We start from the raw sequence: 18,846 nt of genomic DNA on the forward strand, positions 1-18,846 counted from the left end.
CTAAATCTGTTGGATCAAAGTGCCGGTGCAAACCATAAACTAGTCAATACGTCCAAAGAGGGTGATATTGATTTAGGCAAAATTATTTTAGAAGATTTAGATGGTAATAGTTTAGCTTCTTTAGTTGAGCACACAGTTAGCCAGGCTGGAGAAGTCGTTGCAGATGCGACTTATGGCTATACATTAACCAATAACAATGGGCTTGGTGTTGACTATGCACTAAGTGGATTAGATATTCTATCAGGGAAAACATTAACTGTAGACAGTAGTAATTCGAGTAGCAAAATATTAACTGCATCAGTAAACGGAACTGGTAATTTGGTATTAATTACTGATGATAAAGGTTTAACGGTTAATAATAGTAGCAGTAGTTACACCGGTACGACCTCAGTCAGTGGCGGCACGGTAAGCTTAGGCGCAGATGGTAGCCTAGGTGCCACGAGTGGCTTAACGGTTAATAAAGATGCAGGCTTAAATTTAGGTGGTCATGCACAGACAGTTGGCAGCTTAACAAATAGCGGTAAGGTCGCGTTAAATAACGGTACGTTAACGGTGAGTAATAGCACAACGAATAGTGGTGTGGTTGATGTCACTGGCGGTAACTTAGTGTTAAATGGTGGTAGTTCATCAGCGACGGGCGGCTTAACAGGTAATGGTCATTTGACGGTTAACAGTGGCAGCTTTGCCGTGAGTGGCGCGAACAATGAGCTTGCAGGCACCACTACGATTAATGATGCTGGTGAAGTGGTATTAAGTGATAAAGGCACGCTGGGCAGTAGCGCAGTAGAGGTAGGCGGTAAATTAACGCTCAATGGTGATAATAGCTTAGCGAATACATTAACGGGCGCGGGCACCGTGACGACCAATGCCGGGATTACGTTAACAGGCAATAATAGTCAGTTTAACGGTACACAAGTGATTGGTAACGCAGGTACATTAACGGTAAACAATGCCAATGCCCTAGGTGGTGATAAAGCGAGTGTGAGTTTATCGGGTAAAGACTCAACGTTAAACTTAGCTGGCGTGACAGGTGATGTTGCTAATAATGTGGTTGGTAGTGCTGGTAATATAAATATTAACAACGCAGCAAATGTCAATTTAACCGGTGATAATAGTGAGTTTGCGGGTATTTATACGGTAGATGGTAACAGCACATTAAATGTGAGCACGACGGCGAACTTAGGTAAGGGCGCAATTACGGCAAACAGTGGCAGTACGTTAATGTTAAATGGCTTTAATGATGGTAAGACAACGGAACTGGCGAACTTGATTAGTGGCGCTGGTAACATTGGTTTATCAAGCAGTAGCATGACACTTGGTAAGGATAACAAAAACTTAGCGTCATTTACTGGTCAAATTAACTTACATAACAGCTCAACGTTAGCGGTAGTGTCTGACAATCAGCTTAATAGCACTGCAGGGTTAAATATCGCCTCATCGAAAGATACGTTAGCGATAGCAAGCACAGGTGACTTTACGTTATCAAATAATCTAACGGGTGCGGGTAATATTCAAGTTGATACGAATAATAATACCTTTAACTTTGGTAGTAATGTTGGCAACGCCTTTGCCGGTACCGTTGATTTAAATAATACCGAGTTTACTTTAGCTGGCGACAATACTACTGCCTTAACTAATGCTAATTTAGTATTATCTAAAGGCAGTAATATTAATGTAGGTGATGGTGTTCAAAAAATAGATACGCTAACTACGAATGGTAACGATAGCAAATTAGTGTTTAATCATATCACTGAAGAAAATGGTATATTTAACTCTGAAGGTACAATTGAAGTAAATAATTTAGATTTATCTGGAAAAGCAAATGTAATTGTTAATTTGCCTGCTAATGTACATCCAGATATTTCTGGGAATACAGTTTTACAGCTTGACCAAGGAGAGGAGTTCCTTGAGTTAGTTAAAGCTGGCAATGTAACTGGTTCGGTAAGCAATCTTGAATTGAAAGGTGCTAATGGTCAGGAATTGCCTGAAAATCAGCATCAAAATATGATTAATAATGGTAGTGATGTTATTTCAGCTGATGGCTATTTTAATTATAAATTAACAACCGGTGAAAATGTTGATGGTTTACATGTAAGTTATGGATTAGTTGGTTTAAATCTTAAGGGGCAAGGTAAAGATGCACTTATTCTTGAATCAATAGAAAATCGGAATAACTTAGGATCAAGTCATTTAACCGCGAAAGTTGAGGGTACTGGCGATTTAGCAATACAAGGTGAAAATCAAAATACGATTATAACTATTGAAAATGCTGATAATAGCTATACTGGCGTAACTGATGTTCGCTCTGGTATATTAAAACTAGGTACAAATAATGCACTAGGTAATACTTCTGAATTAGTAATTAATCAAAATGCTAAAACAGATCTTAACGGTATGACTCAAACTATTGGTAAATTAACGAATAATTCGACACTTGATCTGAATGCTGGTTCATTAATACTATTGAATGGTGGTAGTTCTACTGCGACTAATGGATTGATAGGGTCGGGTGAATTATCTATTCAAGATGGTGAATTAATTATTTCTGGCGCGAATGATTTATTAACTGCAAATGCAATCGTTAATGATACTGCTTCTATCACCTTAAATGATCAAGGTTCATTAGGTGTAGGTAATATTTCATTATCAGGTAACTTTAACCTAAATAGTGATAATAGTATTGCTAATACATTAAGTGGTGATGGCTCTGTTAACGTCAATGCAAATATTGCTTTAGTAGGTAATAATAGTAATTTTAATGGAATCATTGATATTGCTGATAAAGGTCATTTAACTTCAACCGCGGTCAACCAACTAGGTAGTGCAGCTATTAAAAATGAGGGTAACCTTTTATTTAATCTAAATAAGGATGAGATTTTAAATAATTCTATCAGCGGTACAGGTCAGCTGGAAAAAGAAGGTAATGGAACATTAACTATTAATGCATCAAGTACTTATACCGGTAAAACTGATATAAATGCCGGAGCATTATGGATAAATAAAAATGTTACATTAGGTGGCACTGATGCTGGTGATATCACAATTAAAGAAGGTGCAGCATTAAATGGTGCAGGTACAGTTAATGGTAATGTAATTAACTTTGGTACTTTAAATGTTGTAAATAATGCAGCTGCTAAATCAAGAGAGCTTTCTGATTCAACAATAGCTAACTTTACGATTAATAATAACTTAGATAATCACAGCAACATTAATATTGGCGCGGAAAAAACAGCCGGAAACATGCTAACCATAAATGGTGATTATACTGGTTCTGATAAGTCAACTATTTTTATGAATACAGATCTTGGCGACGATGAAACAAGTGTAGTGGATAAGTTGGTTATTTCTGGTCATGCTAGTGGATCGACAGCTATTCATATTACAGATATTGGTTCAGGTGCGGGTGGTTCAACAGGCAAGCAAGGTGTCAAAATTATCGATACTAATAGCTCTGATGTTGATGCTTTTGTGCTGGATAATGTTGTTGTTAAAGGTGCTTATGAGTACTTATTAAATCGTGATAGCACTGATCAAGATTGGTACTTAACATCGTATAAAGATATTCGTGCTGACTTTGGTCAATATATTGCGAATATGGATGCTATTGGTAAGTCATTACTTCCAAGCTTTGGTGCTAAACCATCAGGAGCATTAGCAGGTGGCGCTGGTGGTTTAAGATCGATGGATCGAATCGCTAAGGGTGATAGTGATGATTCTAATTCAGTATGGATGATTAATACTGCTGGTCGCTCTAGAGGGGAAGCTGCTGGAGGTCAAATTAAATACCATTATAATGAATATTCTTCAGTAATTGGTATTGATCACACCTTCTATAATGATGACGTTGATAATCGTAGTGCATTTGTATTTGGTGTTATGACAGGTACAACATATGCTAAATCATCATCAAATAATCGTAATACCGGTTCTGATGGTGATGGTAGTGTAAATGGTAATACATTTGGTATTTATGGTTCTTGGTTCTTTGACGGTGATAATCCATTAAGTCCATTTGTTGATTATTATCTTTCTTATGGACATTATAATAACCGAGTAAGTACTCAAGGTAATGATGAAGATAAATATAAATCTAATGTGTTTAGCTATACTTTACAAGGTGGGTATCCAATTGCATTAAACGATAATTGGGTATTTGAACCTCAGGCTCAAATTAGTTATTTACATTATAATATTGATAATCATACAGACCATTCAGGAACGAATATTGATCAATCAGTAAAAGGAAATACTGTTTATCGTGTTGGATCTTATTTCTACCCAATGCAAGGTAATATTAAACCTTATGTTGGTGTAAACTTATGGTATGACAATACTCGTTCAACAGTACAATTTGATGATACTTCAGTATCTTCAGATAAAGCTGGTTTTATGTTAGAAAGTAAAGTTGGTGTTACGGCACAAATAAAAAATAATTTCACAGTTTCTGGTGAAATTAATTATCGACAAGGACAAAATAATTCTCAAAATTATAGTGCTAATATTGGCTTAAAATACCAATTCTAATCGATAGTTCATTTATTTGTTATTAACGAAAAAAGGAATTGTTATTAAACAGTTCCTTTTTTTAAAGATAAATAAACCTCAATATAATTTGGGGTTTATTTTTTATTTTATACTTTCGCTAAACTCAGTACCACCATCACAAATAATGTCCCAATTTGCTTTATCTTGAGTATAAATATGTATTTTTTGTTTGGGATAAATTGGCATATCAAGTGTGCCGATTCTTAAGCGGTAAGATTCTTTATTATTATCTCTTGAAGTGAAGATATTTGAACCACATTCATGACAAAAATGGCGATTAACACCATTAATTGAAAAAGTTTTTAATTTATTTTGGCCTGTTAAAAAAGTTAAGTCATTGGCTTTAATAACTATTGCTGAGTTGAATGCAGAACCACTCCATTTACGACAACGTTTACAATGGCAAAATACGACAGCATCAATATGGTTATCCATTGTAATCTGATAACGAATTACGCCACACAAACAACTACCTGTTAACATTGTGGATCCTTAATAATCTAAATTTTTATTGTTAATATAGTAAATCAAATTATTTAAGTAACAAAGCTTAATATAAATGCGGTATGATTGCTTATTTATCCCACAAACCAATATTTTGATAATAGTATATCAATAAGTTAGCTCCATTTTGGGAATATAGCGTATATCATCTTCGCTTTATCTTTAATCGCGCAGCATAGCTGTATTTGGCTATATCGGCGGAAAGTTCACTTTTTTCTATGTTACAATAGTGAACCACACTGTAAATTTAAAAAATGTGATGAATAAGAAAAGTTAGTAAAAATACAAAAATAAGTAGCAATCGTATTTATACACAACCACTTTAAAACATATAAAAATACTGGTATATCAATGAAATCAACCCTTAATAAATTTTCCATTGCCCCGATGCTTGATTGGACAGATCGTCACTGTCGCTATTTTCATCGAATTTTGACTAAACAGACGTTACTTTATAGTGAAATGGTGACAACAGGGGCAATTTTATTTGGAAAGGGTGATTATTTAGCTTTTAATCAAGCAGAGCAGCCGGTTAGTTTGCAATTAGGCGGAAGCGATCCTAAAGCATTAGCACAATGCGCTAAATTGGCAGAAGATAGGGGTTATAATGAAATTAACCTTAACGTAGGTTGCCCCTCTGATCGAGTGCAAAATGGGATGTTTGGTGCTTGCTTAATGGGCAACGCAAGTTTAGTTGCTCATTGTATTAAGGCGATGCAAGATGAAGTGAGTATTCCTGTTACAGTAAAAACGCGGATTGGCATTGATGAGCAAGATAGTTATGAATTTTTATGTCAGTTTATTGAGCAGATCATGCCTTATAGTCAAAGCTTTATTGTACATGCACGTAAAGCGTGGCTATCGGGTTTAAGTCCTAAAGAAAATCGGGAAGTACCGCCACTTGATTATGAAAGAGTTTATCAACTTAAGAAAGATTATCCACAGTTAATGATTGCTATTAATGGTGGTATTAAAACAATCGAAGAAATTAAAACCCACTTACTTCATGTTGATGGCGTAATGGTGGGGCGTGAAGCTTATCAAAATCCGATGTTATTAACAAATATTGATCAACAAATTTTTGCTGATAGCCACCCAATAATCAGTCCAATTGAAGCAATTAATCTGCTATATCCTTATATTGAGAAAGAGCTAACGCAAGGAGCACAACTTAATCATATCATGCGTCATACATTTGGGATTTTTAATGGCAGAAAAGGCGCTAAACAATGGCGACGCCACTTAAGTGAAAATGCACATAAAAAAGGCGCTGGAATTGAAGTGGTTGAAACTGCATTACAATTTATTTTAGATAATGAAGATATAATTAATAATGGCTAAAATTATTGATAACCATTGCCATTTTGAACAATTAACTAAGCGAGAGCAGAAACAAGCTTTAGCTAATTATCAAGTGGTTGGCGTTGCATCTGACTGTCAAAGTTCCTTACAACTACTTGCTTTAAAAAAAGAATACAATGATTTGTCTATTTGCCTTGGGATCCACCCAGAGAGAATAAACAATTACACTGATTTTTTAATGGTAGCAGAGTTAATTGAAACACATTGTCATCAGTTAGTTGGAATTGGCGAAATAGGTTTACCCTATTTTAGTTTATTAAAAATGTCACGAGCTGAGCAAGTACGTTTTTCACAGCAAGGATTAATCCTATTTGAAAAATTTGTAAAATTAGCTGCTAAACTTGATCAAGCACTTAATCTTCATTGTGTTGGCGATGATACTTGGCAAGCGATTTCATATCTTGAACGTTATCGAATAAAAAATGCACTCTTCCATTGGTTTGCAGGTAGTCATGAGTTAATTGCGGCAATTTATGAAAAAGGGTGGTTTATTTCTGTTTCGCCAGAGGTAATAACTAATATCAAGTATCAAAATCAAGTAAAAATGATACCCAAAGAGATATTATGCTTAGAAAGTGATGGCCCATGGTTATATCAAGGTCAACGAGGAATACCCGAAATGATGATAGCGACTGCACAAAAAATCGCATTATTATTTAATTGCTCTTTGAGTGAAATACTACAAACAAGTCAGCGTAACGCATATCAAATTTGGCGAATAAAATAGGCTTATTTTTATTTTCAGCATTAACTTTTCATATCAAAATATCGCAAATCTATTGATGCGATAACATATCTATTAAGCTTGATTTCTGTTAAAATCATTCATCATTTTTTTGAACAGTTTATTATCTCGCTATCATGACAGAAAAGGCTTATTTAGACGAAGTGGCAACTCGCCGCACTTTCGCAATTATTTCTCACCCCGATGCAGGTAAAACCACTATTACTGAGAAGGTTTTGCTATTTGGGAATGCAATTCAAACTGCTGGTACGGTTAAAGGCCGCGGCGCTAATGCACAGCATGCAAAATCAGACTGGATGGAAATGGAAAAACAACGTGGTATTTCGATCACCACCTCGGTTATGCAATTTCCTTATGCCAATTGTTTGGTTAATCTTCTTGATACACCAGGACATGAGGATTTCTCAGAAGATACTTATCGTACGTTAACTGCCGTAGACAGCTGCTTAATGGTCATTGATGCTGCAAAAGGGGTTGAGGATCGAACTCGTAAATTGATGGAAGTTACTCGTTTACGTAATACGCCAATTTTAACATTTATGAATAAACTTGACCGTGATATTCGTGATCCTATGGAGCTACTTGATGAAGTTGAAAGTGAACTTAATATCATGTGTGCTCCTATTACTTGGCCGATTGGTTGTGGGAAACTATTTAAAGGTGTATATCATTTAGCCAAAGATGAAACCTATCTTTATCAATCAGGTAAAGGGCACACTATTCAAGAAGTTCGAATTATTCAAGGGTTAAATAACCCAGAGCTTGATAAGGCTGTTGGCGATGATTTAGCTGCGCAATTACGCGACGAATTAGAACTAGTCCAAGGCGCATCAAATGAATTTGATTCAGAAGCTTTTCTATCAGGCGATCTTACACCTGTATTTTTTGGTACTGCATTAGGTAACTTTGGTGTTGATCATATGCTTGATGGTTTAACTGCTTGGGCACCAACACCTCAGCCTCGTAAAACTGATAAAAGAGAAGTAACGGCAACAGAAGAAAAATTTACCGGTTTTGTATTTAAAATCCAGGCGAATATGGATCCGAAGCATCGTGATCGGGTTGCTTTTTTACGTATTGTATCGGGTAAATATGAAAAGAGTATGAAGCTGCGTCATGTTCGAATTGGCAAAGATGTGACTATTGCTGATGCCTTAACTTTTATGGCGGGTGATCGTGAGCATGTAGAAGAAGCTTATGCCGGTGATATTATTGGTTTACATAATCATGGAACTATTCAAATTGGTGATACCTTTACTCAAGGTGAAGACTTGAAATTTACAGGGATCCCCAACTTTGCTCCTGAATTATTCCGCCGTATTCGCCTTAGAGATCCTCTTAAGCAGAAACAGTTACTAAAAGGCTTAGTACAATTATCAGAAGAAGGGGCTGTGCAAGTTTTTAGGCCATTGATGAATAATGATTTAATTGTTGGTGCGGTTGGTGTTTTACAATTTGATGTGGTTGTTGCGCGCTTAAAATCTGAGTATAACGTTGAGGCAATCTATGAACCTATTAATATCACAACGGCTCGTTGGGTTGAATGTAGTGATATTAAAAAGTTAGAAGAGTTCAAACGTAAATGTGAGCTCAATCTCGCTTTAGATGGTGGTGATAATTTAAGCTATATAGCGCCAAGTATGGTTAATTTAAATTTAACTCAAGAACGTTATCCTGAAGTCAAATTTAGAAAAACACGTGAACACTAGTAGTTATACTCATTGCTAAAATCACGACTCAAAAGATCACAATTTTGACCAATTTACGGATATTATATTTTGTTCTAAATTGGTCAGCAAAATTGCTGAAAAGAGTCAACGAAACACCGAATAATTCAAAGTAGAAGGTGTAGTTGTGAAAGAATTAATTGCTAAAATTGTACGCATTTTTTTATTGATGAGTTGTAAATTAGTGACTGGTATTCAAGCTCGTTGGTTGACAGAGCCTAATAATTACCGTTGTAAAATTTATTATGCTAATCATTCCAGCCATTTAGATGGTTTATTGCTTTGGTCATGTTTTCCAAAGTATCTACGTTCGAGTATTTATCCTGTAGCAGCCAAAGATTATTGGGGTAAAACATCGTTCAAGCGATTTATTGCAAGTGATGTCTTTAACTCTGTTTTAATTACTCGTAGCCCTAATTGTCGCGAAAACCCACTGAGTATTTTAGAGGATCTTCTAACAAAACAGCAATCAATTATCCTTTTTCCTGAGGGTACACGAGGTGATGGTCAACATGTGGCTGATTTTAAAAGTGGTTTATTTCATTTAGCTAAGCATTTACCCAATGTAGAGCTTGTTCCGGTTTATTTAAATAATTTAAATCGAGTATGGCCTAAAGGCTCTAAATTATTAGTCCCTATTATTTGCTCAGCTGTTTTTGGATTGCCGATAAAACCTCTAGATGAAACTGAAACTAAAGAGAGTTTTTTAAATAGGGCGAAACAAGCATTAGAGGAACTCGCCCCATGATATTTACAGATCTAGACTTACAATTACTATTAGCATGTATATTTACCTTGCTTATCGTTGCTAGCTTAATTGGTCAATTAATTGCTAAATTTAAGTGTAATAACAATAATAGAAAGATGATAGAAAACCTCAACCAGCGAATTAATGCTTGGTGGATAATGAGTATTGTATTACTTATCGCCATATTAATTGGTACGATTGGCACTCTAATTTTATTTATCTTTATTTCATTTTTTGCATTACGTGAGTGCATTACTTTAACGCCGACGCAACTCGGAGATCACCAAGCATTATTCTGGTGTTTTTTTATTTTATTGCCTTTTCAATATTTGCTGATAGGACTTAATTGGTACGGCTTGTTTGCTATCTTTATTCCCGTTTTTGGATTTTTATTTATTGCGACGCGAATTGCAATAAATGGTGACACGATTGATTTTCTAGGGCGAGTTGCAAAGATCCAATGGAGTATGATGATTGCCGTGTATTGTATTAGTTATATTCCAGCATTATTGTTATTACATATTCCAAACTACGAAGGACAGAATATTAAACTTATTATGTTTTTAGTCATTGTTGTACAACTTTCTGATGTTTTGCAATATGTATTTGGTAAATTGTTTGGGCGTCATGCCATTGTGCCTAAACTTAGCCCAAACAAAACGGTAGAAGGATTCATAGGGGGAGTTTTATCGGCTAGTCTGATTGGCGCATTGCTCTGGTGGATAACACCTTTTGATATTTGGCAAGCAGGATTAATTGCTATTTTGATGACATTATTGGGTTTTTGTGGTGGACTATGTATGTCAGCAATTAAACGCGATCGCGGTATTAAAGATTTCGGCACGATTATTGAAGGACATGGCGGGATGATGGATCGCATTGATTCATTATGTTTTGCAGCTCCCGTATTTTTCCATATTGTACGTTATTTCTATACATAATAGTTTTAGCATTCAATTAAGCCAAACAAATAATAAAAAAGGTTATTTATGAAAAAATATTATCTATTTTTTAGCCTGTATTTAGGTATTTTGTCGCTATTAATACAGCCAAGTTATGCTATTGATCTATCACCATCTTATACCACGTTAACGAATAATATTAATAAAAATACTCGTGACGATAGGCAATATCGTATTATTGAACTGAGTAATAAGATGAAAGTATTGCTAATTTCAGATCATAACGCAGCTAAATCACTTGCCTCTTTAGCGTTACCTATAGGCTCGCTGTATGATCCTAAAACGCAGCAAGGACTTGCTCATTATACTGAGCATATGGTGTTAATGGGCTCTGAAAAATATCCAGAGCCTGATAATTTTTCAACTTTTTTAAGCCTGCATGCGGGGAGTTATAATGCAAGCACTGCCGCAAATCGTACTGCATTTTATTTTGAGGTTGAAAATAATGCCTTTTTACCTGCACTTGACCGTTTAGCTGACGCCATTGCAAAGCCATTATTTAATCCTGTGTATGCAAATAAAGAGCGAAATGCCGTTGATGCAGAATTAACTGCTGCTCGCTCAAATGATGGTTTTAGAATACAGCAGGTTAATGCAGAAACAATTAATCAACAGCATCCAGCATCAATGTTTTTTGGTGGAAACTTACAAACTTTAAGTGATAAAGAAGGAAGTAATTTGCATGATGAATTAATAAAATTTCATCATCATTATTACGATGCAAGTATGATGGTTGGGGTTATTTACAGTAATCAATCTTTAGATAAACTCGCTGATTTGGCGGTACAAACCTTTGGTAAAATTAAAGATAAAAATACTAAAGTTGATCCGATTACTGTGCCAGCTACGACTGCTGAAAATCTCGGTAAAATGATTTATATGCAGCCAGCTCAGCCTAAAAAAGAGTTGTATTTACAATTTCCTATTGAGAATAATATCGCACAATTCGCAGATAAAAGTGATGAATATATTGCTTATATGATTAGCAATCGTAGCCAAAATACACTATTTGATCAGCTACACAAACAAGGACTTATTGAGTCAATTGGCGCTAATGCTGAACCACTTCGTTATGGTAATAGTGGTGTTTTTAGTATCTATGTGAGTTTAACTGATCAGGGATTAGATGAGAAAGAACAAGTAATTGCTAGTATCTTTAATTATTTACAGCTACTGGAACAAAAAGGAATCGACAGCAAATATTATGATGAACTTGCAAAAGTCCTCACACTAGAATTTAAATATTCAGATATTACTCGTGATATGTCATATGTTGAACAGTTAGCCGATCAGATGCTTTTTTATCCGATGGAGCATGTACTTGACGCGGACTATATTGCCACTAATTTTAACCGTAGTACGATTAATAATCGGCTTAAATCATTAATCCCCGATAATGCTAGAATTTGGGTGATTGCACCTGAACAACAGACAAATAAGGTAGCCTATTTTGTTAATGCTCCTTATCAAGTTGAAGATCTTGATAAGAAAAAAATACGCAATTTTATGATGTTAGATAAAAATAATCATTTTGACCTACCCGTTCTTAATCCCTATCTTGTTGATGATTTTTCGTTAGTTAAGCAAAATGATAATACAACTAAGAATGAAAATGCTTTCTGTAATACCGGTAATAATATTCATTTTTCGAGCGAATATTTTAAAGATGAGCCGAAAGCGGCAATTGCATTATCATTGCGTAATAATTTCGCCTTAGACAATGCTGAAAATCAGGTTATGTTTTATCTGCTTGATTATTTGGCAAATAGGGAACTTGCTAAATTACGTTTTCAAGCTGATGTGGCTGGCGTTAGTTTTTCAACTGGCACTGATTCTGGCTTATTCATATCCTTAAGTGGGTTTAATCAGCATTTAGATAATATGTTGCTTGATATTTTAGCCACTTATCGTCATATGGTGATTGATGAAAAAAACTTACAATTGGCAAAATCTTGGTATTTAGAAAAATTAGCTGCAGCCGATCATGCGAATAGTGTTTCACTTGCTATGCAATCAGTCGGTGCTTTATCGGTTAACCCATATTTTGATCGGGAGATTAGAAGGGTTATTATTCCCAAAATAACCGTCGAAAAATTACAACAATATCGCGATCAGCTGTTGTATGATTCAGTTCCATATATGATTAGCATTGGGAATCTTGATGATGAGTCATCAGCAAAAACATATTACAATATTAAGCAATCTTTGGATGAAAAAGCGCATTATAATATTCAACCTCCTATGATGGTTAATCAGACATTAGATGCGCTTATTACTAAACATGCAGTTAGTAGTGACAATGCTTTACTTATGGGATTTGTACCTAAATCTTATGACAAGATAACGAGCAGAGTTTCGAGTGATCTCTTAACTAAAATTATTTCACCTTGGTTTTATGATCAGTTAAGAAGTAATGAACAGCTTGGTTACTCTGTATTCTCATTACCTATAGATATTGGTGATACGAGTGGTATTGGTTTTCTAATTCAAAGTAACCAATATGATCCCGCTTATATTAATGATCGTTATAAGGCATTTTATCCTGTTATTTTAAATAAGCTTAACGCATTAACAGAGAATGAATTTAAACAATATAAGCAATCGGTTCTCGATGAGCAGTTAACCCCACCGCAAACATTAGATGAAGAATTTGCCAATTATTTAACTGATTACCAGCAATCATTATTTAATTTTGACTCAAAACAGCAAAGAATTGAACGACTTAAGGAAATGAGTAAAAAGGAATTAATTGATTTCTATCGTTCAGCGGTAATTGAAGCAAATGGGTTAGTGGTAGCATCACAAGTGCTTGGTAACCAACCTGATAAAATTATCAAAAGTGTAACAGGATTAACTGAGTATCAAGGAACGGCAGATTTACAGAAAAAGTTGTTAGGTAATTAGTTTTATCTTTATCTAATGCGACATGGTATATACTTAAACTTAATGTATATAGTGTAATAAAAAACCGGCTTAAGTAAAGCCGGTTTTTTATTTGGGTAATTATGCACTCGCGGTTTCTTCTGCTGGCACATCATCATCTTTAAGTGGAACAATTAAGGTATCAATATGGGTATTATTAATTAATTGACGAGCAGAGGACATTAATTTGCTCCAAAAATCTTGATGGTGTCCACAAACGACAAGATCAAAACCATATTCATGGATTGCTTCAATTAAAACCTGCCCAAATTCGCCATTCCCTGATAATGTATGAGCAATTGGATACCCTGCATTATCTGAAAGTTTATTAAGCGCAAGGTGCGCATCTTCAGTGATACGATCTTTCATATCATTCATATTAATATCCACTAATCCTGTATACAAATCAGAATAATTAATACCAACATGAATTAAGGAAATTTTTGCATCGTATGGCCTTGCCATAAAGACAGCTTTTTCGACAAGAATATCGCTTTCCGGTGATAAGTCAACTGCTACTAAAATGTGTTTATAGGCCATAATAGACTCCTCTTTCAGGTAACATCTTAAAATTAATTATTCATGTTTTATATATTTACTACTAAATCAACATTTGAGCAAGCCAAAAAAGTAACGCTGATAATAAAATTGAAACAGGTAATGTTAAAATCCAAGTTAATGCAATACTTTTAACTGTTTTACTCTGTACTCCACCACCATCAACTAGCATCGTTCCTGCAACTGATGATGATAATACTTGAGTTGTTGATACTGGCATTCCGGTATAGCTTGCAATACCAATTGATAACGCGGTGGTAACTTGAGCTGAAACGCCTTGAGCATAAGTCATCCCTTTTTTACCAATTTTCTCTCCAATCGTTATTGCAACGCGTTTCCAGCCGATCATCGTACCGATAGCAAGCGCTGATGCGACAGCGATAATAATCCAAATCGGCGCATATTCAACGGTATCTAATAAATTATTTTTTAAAGAAATCAAATATTTCTTATCTTGGCTTGGCACTTCTGATTGTTTCGCAACATGAGCAACCGTATCTGATAAGCAAAGAAGAATACGCCTTGCTTGTGAACGTTGATTCACACTTAATGCATCGTAATCAGTAAGATTATGGAATAGCGATTTTGCAATATTAATTGTGGTAAAAGAATTAGAAAAATCGCAATGATATTGATTTAATTCTGTAATTGGTATTTCTGTATTAAGGGCAGGTTGTTTACCAATAACTTCATTTAATGTTTGTTGATGGGTAACAAAATATTCATCAATATTATTTATCGCATTTCTCGTATTAGTAATATCGTAGGTAGAGGCATTCATATTAACAATAAAGCCAGCTGGAGCTACGCCCATCAGCACTAACATTAATAACCCAATACCTTTTTGACCATCATTTGCCCCATGAGAAAAACTTACGCCAGCAGCTGATACAATAAGCATGATCCTAATCCAAAATGGCGGTTTCTTTTTACCGTAAAGTTTTTCACGTTGTTCGGGGGTCATAAAAATACGTTCGCGCTTTTTACCACTCTTTTTGCGTGTCCAAATTTTTCTCAAAATAAAAATCATTAAACCTGCTAAGATCAAGCCAACAATCGGTGAAATGATTAACGATAAGAAAATTTCGACCATTTTAGGAATATTGAGTGCATCAATAATTGAGGTATCAGTCAAAAATGCGTTAGCAAGTGCAACGCCAATAATTGATCCTATCAAAGTATGAGAACTAGATGCTGGTATGCCAAGGTACCACGTACCTAAATTCCAAACGATCGCTGCTAATAATATTGAAAATACCATAGCGAGGCCGCGGCCAGAACTCACATTGAGTAATAGATCAGTCGGTAATAAATGGACGATTGCATAAGCAACACTTAAGCCACCGAGTAGCACTCCAAAAAAGTTAAAAATACCCGCCATTAATACGGCAAGTTTCTCTTTTAGTGCTTTAGTATAAATAACCGTAGCAACCGCATTTGCAGTATCATGAAATCCGTTAATTGCTTCGTAGAATAAGACAAATAGAAGGGCTAAACCTAAAAGAATGAGAGTCGAAACGTCTAAGTCAGAGAATAGATGAAACATATAGGCTCTTTAAGTAGTTAGTAAAACAAGCGTTATTATCACAAAGAATAACATATCAGCAAAATAATTTTAATGATTTTTCTTTGTTTTGTTGATAATAAATAATTTTTTATATTAGACTTTGCTATTACAACAAAATTATAACGAAATACTGATACTTTATATTATAAAGTATCAGATTTATTAGTTTTGGTCGCTATTTCGCTTCGCGTAGCGAGCAGCAAGCACTGCGCAAACCATTAACTGTATTTGATGAAAAATCATTAATGGTAGAACCATTATTCCCATAATTGAAACAGGAAAAATAACACTAGCCATTGGGATCCCACTTGCAAGGCTCTTTTTAGAGCCACAAAAAACGATAGTAATTTCATCTTCTTTATTAAAACCAAGTAGCCTTGCGCCGTAAGTTGTAATAATGATTACTACCGCTAATAATAAAAGTGAAAAAATAATAATTTCGGCAAATGATAAAGCATCAATCTGATGCCAAATACCATTGATAACGGCGTCACTAAAAGCAACATAGACCACTAATAAAATTGATAGTCGATCAGTTTTATTGACAATTTTTCGGTGAGAATCAACCCAATTACCAATCCAGCGCCTTGATAAATGCCCAACAATAAAAGGTAACATAAGCTTAAGCATTATAGATACAATTGCATCAACAATATTCATGCTACCAGCTGATTGGGTATGCATCAGTACGCCAATTAAGATTGGCGTAACAAATACGCCAAGTAATGTTGATGCTGACGCACTGCAAATTGCAGCAGCAACATTGCCGCGTGCAATCGAAGTAAACGCGATTGCTGATTGTACTGTCGCTGGAAGAGTACAAAGATAGATAAACCCTAAATAAAGATTATCAGATAAAAAAGTCGGTACAAAAATCAGTAGTGCAAGTCCTAGTAAAGGAAAAATAAGAAATGTGACGGCAAAAATTGTAATATGTAATCGCCAGTTTTTTACTCCATCCATAATTGCAGGAAACGATAATTTAGCACCATGCATGAAAAAGAGTAGGCCGATTGCAAATGTAGTGAGGTATTCAAAAAAAACTTTTATATTTCCTTCGCAAGGAAAAAGTGTCGCGGTGATAACAATGGTGATTAGAATTAATAAAAAAGGATCAATTTTTAATAACTTTATAATATTCATAGAAAGAATCTGTAAATTAGATATCGAACATATAAAAAAATATCCGCTACTGGTGTAGCGGATATAAAATTTTACTCATCAAGGAAACTGCGTAATACATCAGACCGACTAGGATGACGTAATTTACGTAATGCTTTCGCCTCGATTTGACGAATACGTTCTCTTGTTACATCAAACTGTTTACCGACTTCTTCAAGTGTATGGTCAGTATTCATGTCGATACCAAAACGCATACGCAATACTTTTGCTTCTCGAGGTGTTAAGCCCGATAAAATATCTCTTGTTGCTGCGCGTAAACTTTCTGATGTCGCTGCATCAAGTGGCTGCTCTATTGCCGTATCTTCAATAAAATCACCTAAATGAGAATCTTCATCATCACCAACAGGTGTTTCCATTGAAATAGGCTCTTTCGCAATTTTTAATACCTTACGGATTTTATCTTCCGGCATCTGCATTTTTTCAGATAACTCTTCCGGAGTCGGTTCGCGACCAATTTCTTGTAAAATTTGACGTGAAATTCGATTTAGTTTATTAATTGTTTCAATCATATGAACCGGAATACGGATCGTCCTAGCTTGGTCAGCGATTGAACGTGTTATAGCCTGACGGATCCACCAAGTTGCATAAGTTGAGAATTTATAACCGCGGCGGTATTCAAATTTATCTACTGCTTTCATTAAGCCAATATTACCTTCTTGAATAAGATCCAAGAATTGTAATCCACGATTGGTATATTTTTTCGCAATAGAGATCACTAAACGTAAGTTAGCTTCAACCATCTCTTTTTTAGCTCTTTTGGCTTTCGCTTCACCAATTGACATACGACGGTTAATATCTTTAATTTGCTCAATTGATAAATTTGTTTCCGTTTCAATATATTGCAACTGGACTGCTTGTTCTTGAATTTGAACTTCAAATTCGGGTAGCTTGGCAGAAAAAGTACTTTTTGATTTACTTGCTTTTTCAAACCAACTCATATTATTTTCGTTGCCAGTAAAATGTGTCATAAATTGCTTTTTAGGCATTTTACATTGTTCAACACAAATCTTCATAATAATACGTTCATGGGTTCTAACTCGCTCCATCATCTCACGCATATTATTGACTAAAATATCGAATTGTTTACCCACTAAACGAAATTGTTTAAAAATCTCTGATAAGTTTTCAATTTCTTGCTGTGCTTTTTTATGTGCACGGCCATGCTTTTTGATAGCATCAGAGGTTTTTTCATGCTGTTCTTTTAATTCAGCAAATTTCGCTCTAGCAACTTCAGGATCAATCGAGGTATCATCTTCAGTTGAGTCAGAATCACTATCTTCATCTTCGTCTTCATCATCAAGATCGATACTATCAGATTCTTTATCTTCAAGTTCTTCAGGTAGTTCATCTAATCCTTCTTCAGCATTTGGATCGACAAATCCTGTAATTAAATCAGAAAGACGAACAGTTCCTTGCTCAACTAAATTATATTGTTCTAAAAGGTAGGTTATCGCTTCAGGATATTCAGAAACTGAGGTTTGTACTTGATTGATACCATCCTCAATACGTTTAGCAATATCAATTTCACCTTCCCTTGTTAATAACTCAACTGCGCCCATTTCACGCATGTACATTCGGACAGGATCTGTTGTACGGCCAATTTCTGATTCAACATTAGATAGTACTAGGGCAGTTGCTGCCTCAACGGCTTCTTCATCAGCAACGTTATCTGATAAAAGCATTTCATCTGTATCTGGGGCTTCTTCAAGTACTTGAATTCCCATATCATTTATCATCTGAATAATATCTTCGATTTGATCTGAATCGATGATTTCTTCTGGTAAATGATCATTGACATCTGCATAAGTTAAATACCCGAGTTCTTTACCTCGGATAATCAGATGTTTTAGTTGTGATTGAGAGTTCTGCTCCATATCAAAATATCCACATTTTGTTGTTTAGTAATGAGTAAAAACATATTACCCGGACTAAATATTTTTTATTATCGATAAATATAAATCAGCAGATGTTATGGCTATATAAAATAGCGAGAGGTAGCCTTTGGCTAGCTATGTATACACCTA

12 protein-coding genes are annotated in these 18,846 nt (G+C 35.1%); 7 read left to right on the plus strand and 5 right to left on the minus strand.

Annotated elements, in window-relative coordinates:
- Nucleotides 1–9: 9 nt before the first annotated feature.
- Complete coding sequence (locus RHO14_02870; protein WVD71746.1) at nt 10–4,524, plus strand: autotransporter outer membrane beta-barrel domain-containing protein; 4,515 nt, start codon at nt 10–12, stop codon at nt 4,522–4,524.
- 102 nt (nt 4,525–4,626) lie between these two features.
- Here RHO14_02870 and RHO14_02875 read toward each other — a convergent pair whose 3' ends face one another.
- A complete protein-coding gene (locus RHO14_02875; protein ID WVD71747.1) occupies nt 4,627–5,028 on the minus strand; it encodes a GFA family protein in 402 nt (133 codons plus the stop codon).
- Nucleotides 5,029–5,400: 372 nt separating this feature from the next.
- Here RHO14_02875 and dusA point away from each other — a divergent pair, with 372 nt between their 5' ends.
- From dusA to ptrA, 6 genes are all read left to right on the plus strand, one after another.
- Nucleotides 5,401–6,390, plus strand: coding sequence for a tRNA dihydrouridine(20/20a) synthase DusA (dusA, locus tag RHO14_02880; GenBank protein WVD71748.1), 990 nt, complete (start codon nt 5,401–5,403; stop codon nt 6,388–6,390).
- Nucleotides 6,383–7,138 (plus strand): TatD family hydrolase, encoded by a 756-nt coding sequence (locus RHO14_02885; GenBank protein WVD71749.1) that lies wholly within the window; start codon nt 6,383–6,385, stop codon nt 7,136–7,138. The genes dusA and RHO14_02885 overlap by 8 nt, the downstream gene beginning before the upstream one ends.
- A gap of 134 nt (nt 7,139–7,272) precedes the next feature.
- A complete protein-coding gene (gene prfC / locus RHO14_02890) occupies nt 7,273–8,865 on the plus strand; it encodes a peptide chain release factor 3 (protein WVD71750.1) in 1,593 nt (530 codons plus the stop codon).
- A gap of 145 nt (nt 8,866–9,010) precedes the next feature.
- Entirely contained in the window at nt 9,011–9,631 is a 621-nt protein-coding gene (locus RHO14_02895) for a lysophospholipid acyltransferase family protein (protein WVD71751.1), read from the plus strand.
- Nucleotides 9,628–10,572 carry a phosphatidate cytidylyltransferase gene (locus tag RHO14_02900; protein ID WVD71752.1) on the plus strand — a complete coding sequence of 315 codons (945 nt, stop codon included), beginning with the start codon at nt 9,628–9,630 and terminating at the stop codon, nt 10,570–10,572. Before RHO14_02895 ends, RHO14_02900 begins: the two co-directional genes overlap by 4 nt.
- Nucleotides 10,573–10,620: 48 nt before the next feature.
- Nucleotides 10,621–13,497 (plus strand): pitrilysin, encoded by a 2,877-nt coding sequence (ptrA, locus tag RHO14_02905; protein WVD71753.1) that lies wholly within the window; start codon nt 10,621–10,623, stop codon nt 13,495–13,497.
- Nucleotides 13,498–13,596: 99 nt separating this feature from the next.
- Here the strand turns inward: ptrA and uspA are convergent, their stop codons facing one another.
- The 4 genes from uspA to rpoD form a co-directional block, all read right to left on the minus strand.
- Nucleotides 13,597–14,055 carry a universal stress protein UspA gene (gene uspA / locus RHO14_02910; GenBank protein ID WVD71754.1) on the minus strand — a complete coding sequence of 153 codons (459 nt, stop codon included), beginning with the start codon at nt 14,053–14,055 and terminating at the stop codon, nt 13,597–13,599.
- Nucleotides 14,056–14,116: 61 nt separating this feature from the next.
- Nucleotides 14,117–15,619 (minus strand): inorganic phosphate transporter PitA, encoded by a 1,503-nt coding sequence (gene pitA / locus RHO14_02915; protein WVD71755.1) that lies wholly within the window; start codon nt 15,617–15,619, stop codon nt 14,117–14,119.
- A gap of 183 nt (nt 15,620–15,802) precedes the next feature.
- A complete protein-coding gene (locus RHO14_02920) occupies nt 15,803–16,783 on the minus strand; it encodes a bile acid:sodium symporter family protein (protein WVD71756.1) in 981 nt (326 codons plus the stop codon).
- Nucleotides 16,784–16,854: 71 nt separating this feature from the next.
- Nucleotides 16,855–18,696, minus strand: coding sequence for an RNA polymerase sigma factor RpoD (gene rpoD / locus RHO14_02925; protein ID WVD71757.1), 1,842 nt, complete (start codon nt 18,694–18,696; stop codon nt 16,855–16,857).
- Between the last annotated feature and the right edge of the window lie 150 nt (nt 18,697–18,846).

It is taken from the genome of Orbaceae bacterium lpD04 (genome assembly GCA_036251935.1).
Classification (GTDB): Bacteria; Pseudomonadota; Gammaproteobacteria; order Enterobacterales; family Orbaceae; genus Orbus; species Orbus wheelerorum.

Excerpts from the sequence above, each read along its gene's own strand:
- RHO14_02900 (WVD71752.1), top strand. The coding sequence starts at position 9,628 with ATGATATTTACAGATCTAGACTTACAATTACTATTAGCATGTATATTT.
- uspA (WVD71754.1), bottom strand. The coding sequence starts at position 14,055 with ATGGCCTATAAACACATTTTAGTAGCAGTTGACTTATCACCGGAAAGC.
- RHO14_02920 (WVD71756.1), bottom strand. The coding sequence starts at position 16,783 with ATGAATATTATAAAGTTATTAAAAATTGATCCTTTTTTATTAATTCTA.
- prfC (WVD71750.1), top strand. The coding sequence starts at position 7,273 with ATGACAGAAAAGGCTTATTTAGACGAAGTGGCAACTCGCCGCACTTTC.
- pitA (WVD71755.1), bottom strand. The coding sequence starts at position 15,619 with ATGTTTCATCTATTCTCTGACTTAGACGTTTCGACTCTCATTCTTTTA.
- RHO14_02875 (WVD71747.1), bottom strand. The coding sequence starts at position 5,028 with ATGTTAACAGGTAGTTGTTTGTGTGGCGTAATTCGTTATCAGATTACA.
- ptrA (WVD71753.1), top strand. The coding sequence starts at position 10,621 with ATGAAAAAATATTATCTATTTTTTAGCCTGTATTTAGGTATTTTGTCG.
- rpoD (WVD71757.1), bottom strand. The coding sequence starts at position 18,696 with ATGGAGCAGAACTCTCAATCACAACTAAAACATCTGATTATCCGAGGT.
- dusA (WVD71748.1), top strand. The coding sequence starts at position 5,401 with ATGAAATCAACCCTTAATAAATTTTCCATTGCCCCGATGCTTGATTGG.
- RHO14_02885 (WVD71749.1), top strand. The coding sequence starts at position 6,383 with ATGGCTAAAATTATTGATAACCATTGCCATTTTGAACAATTAACTAAG.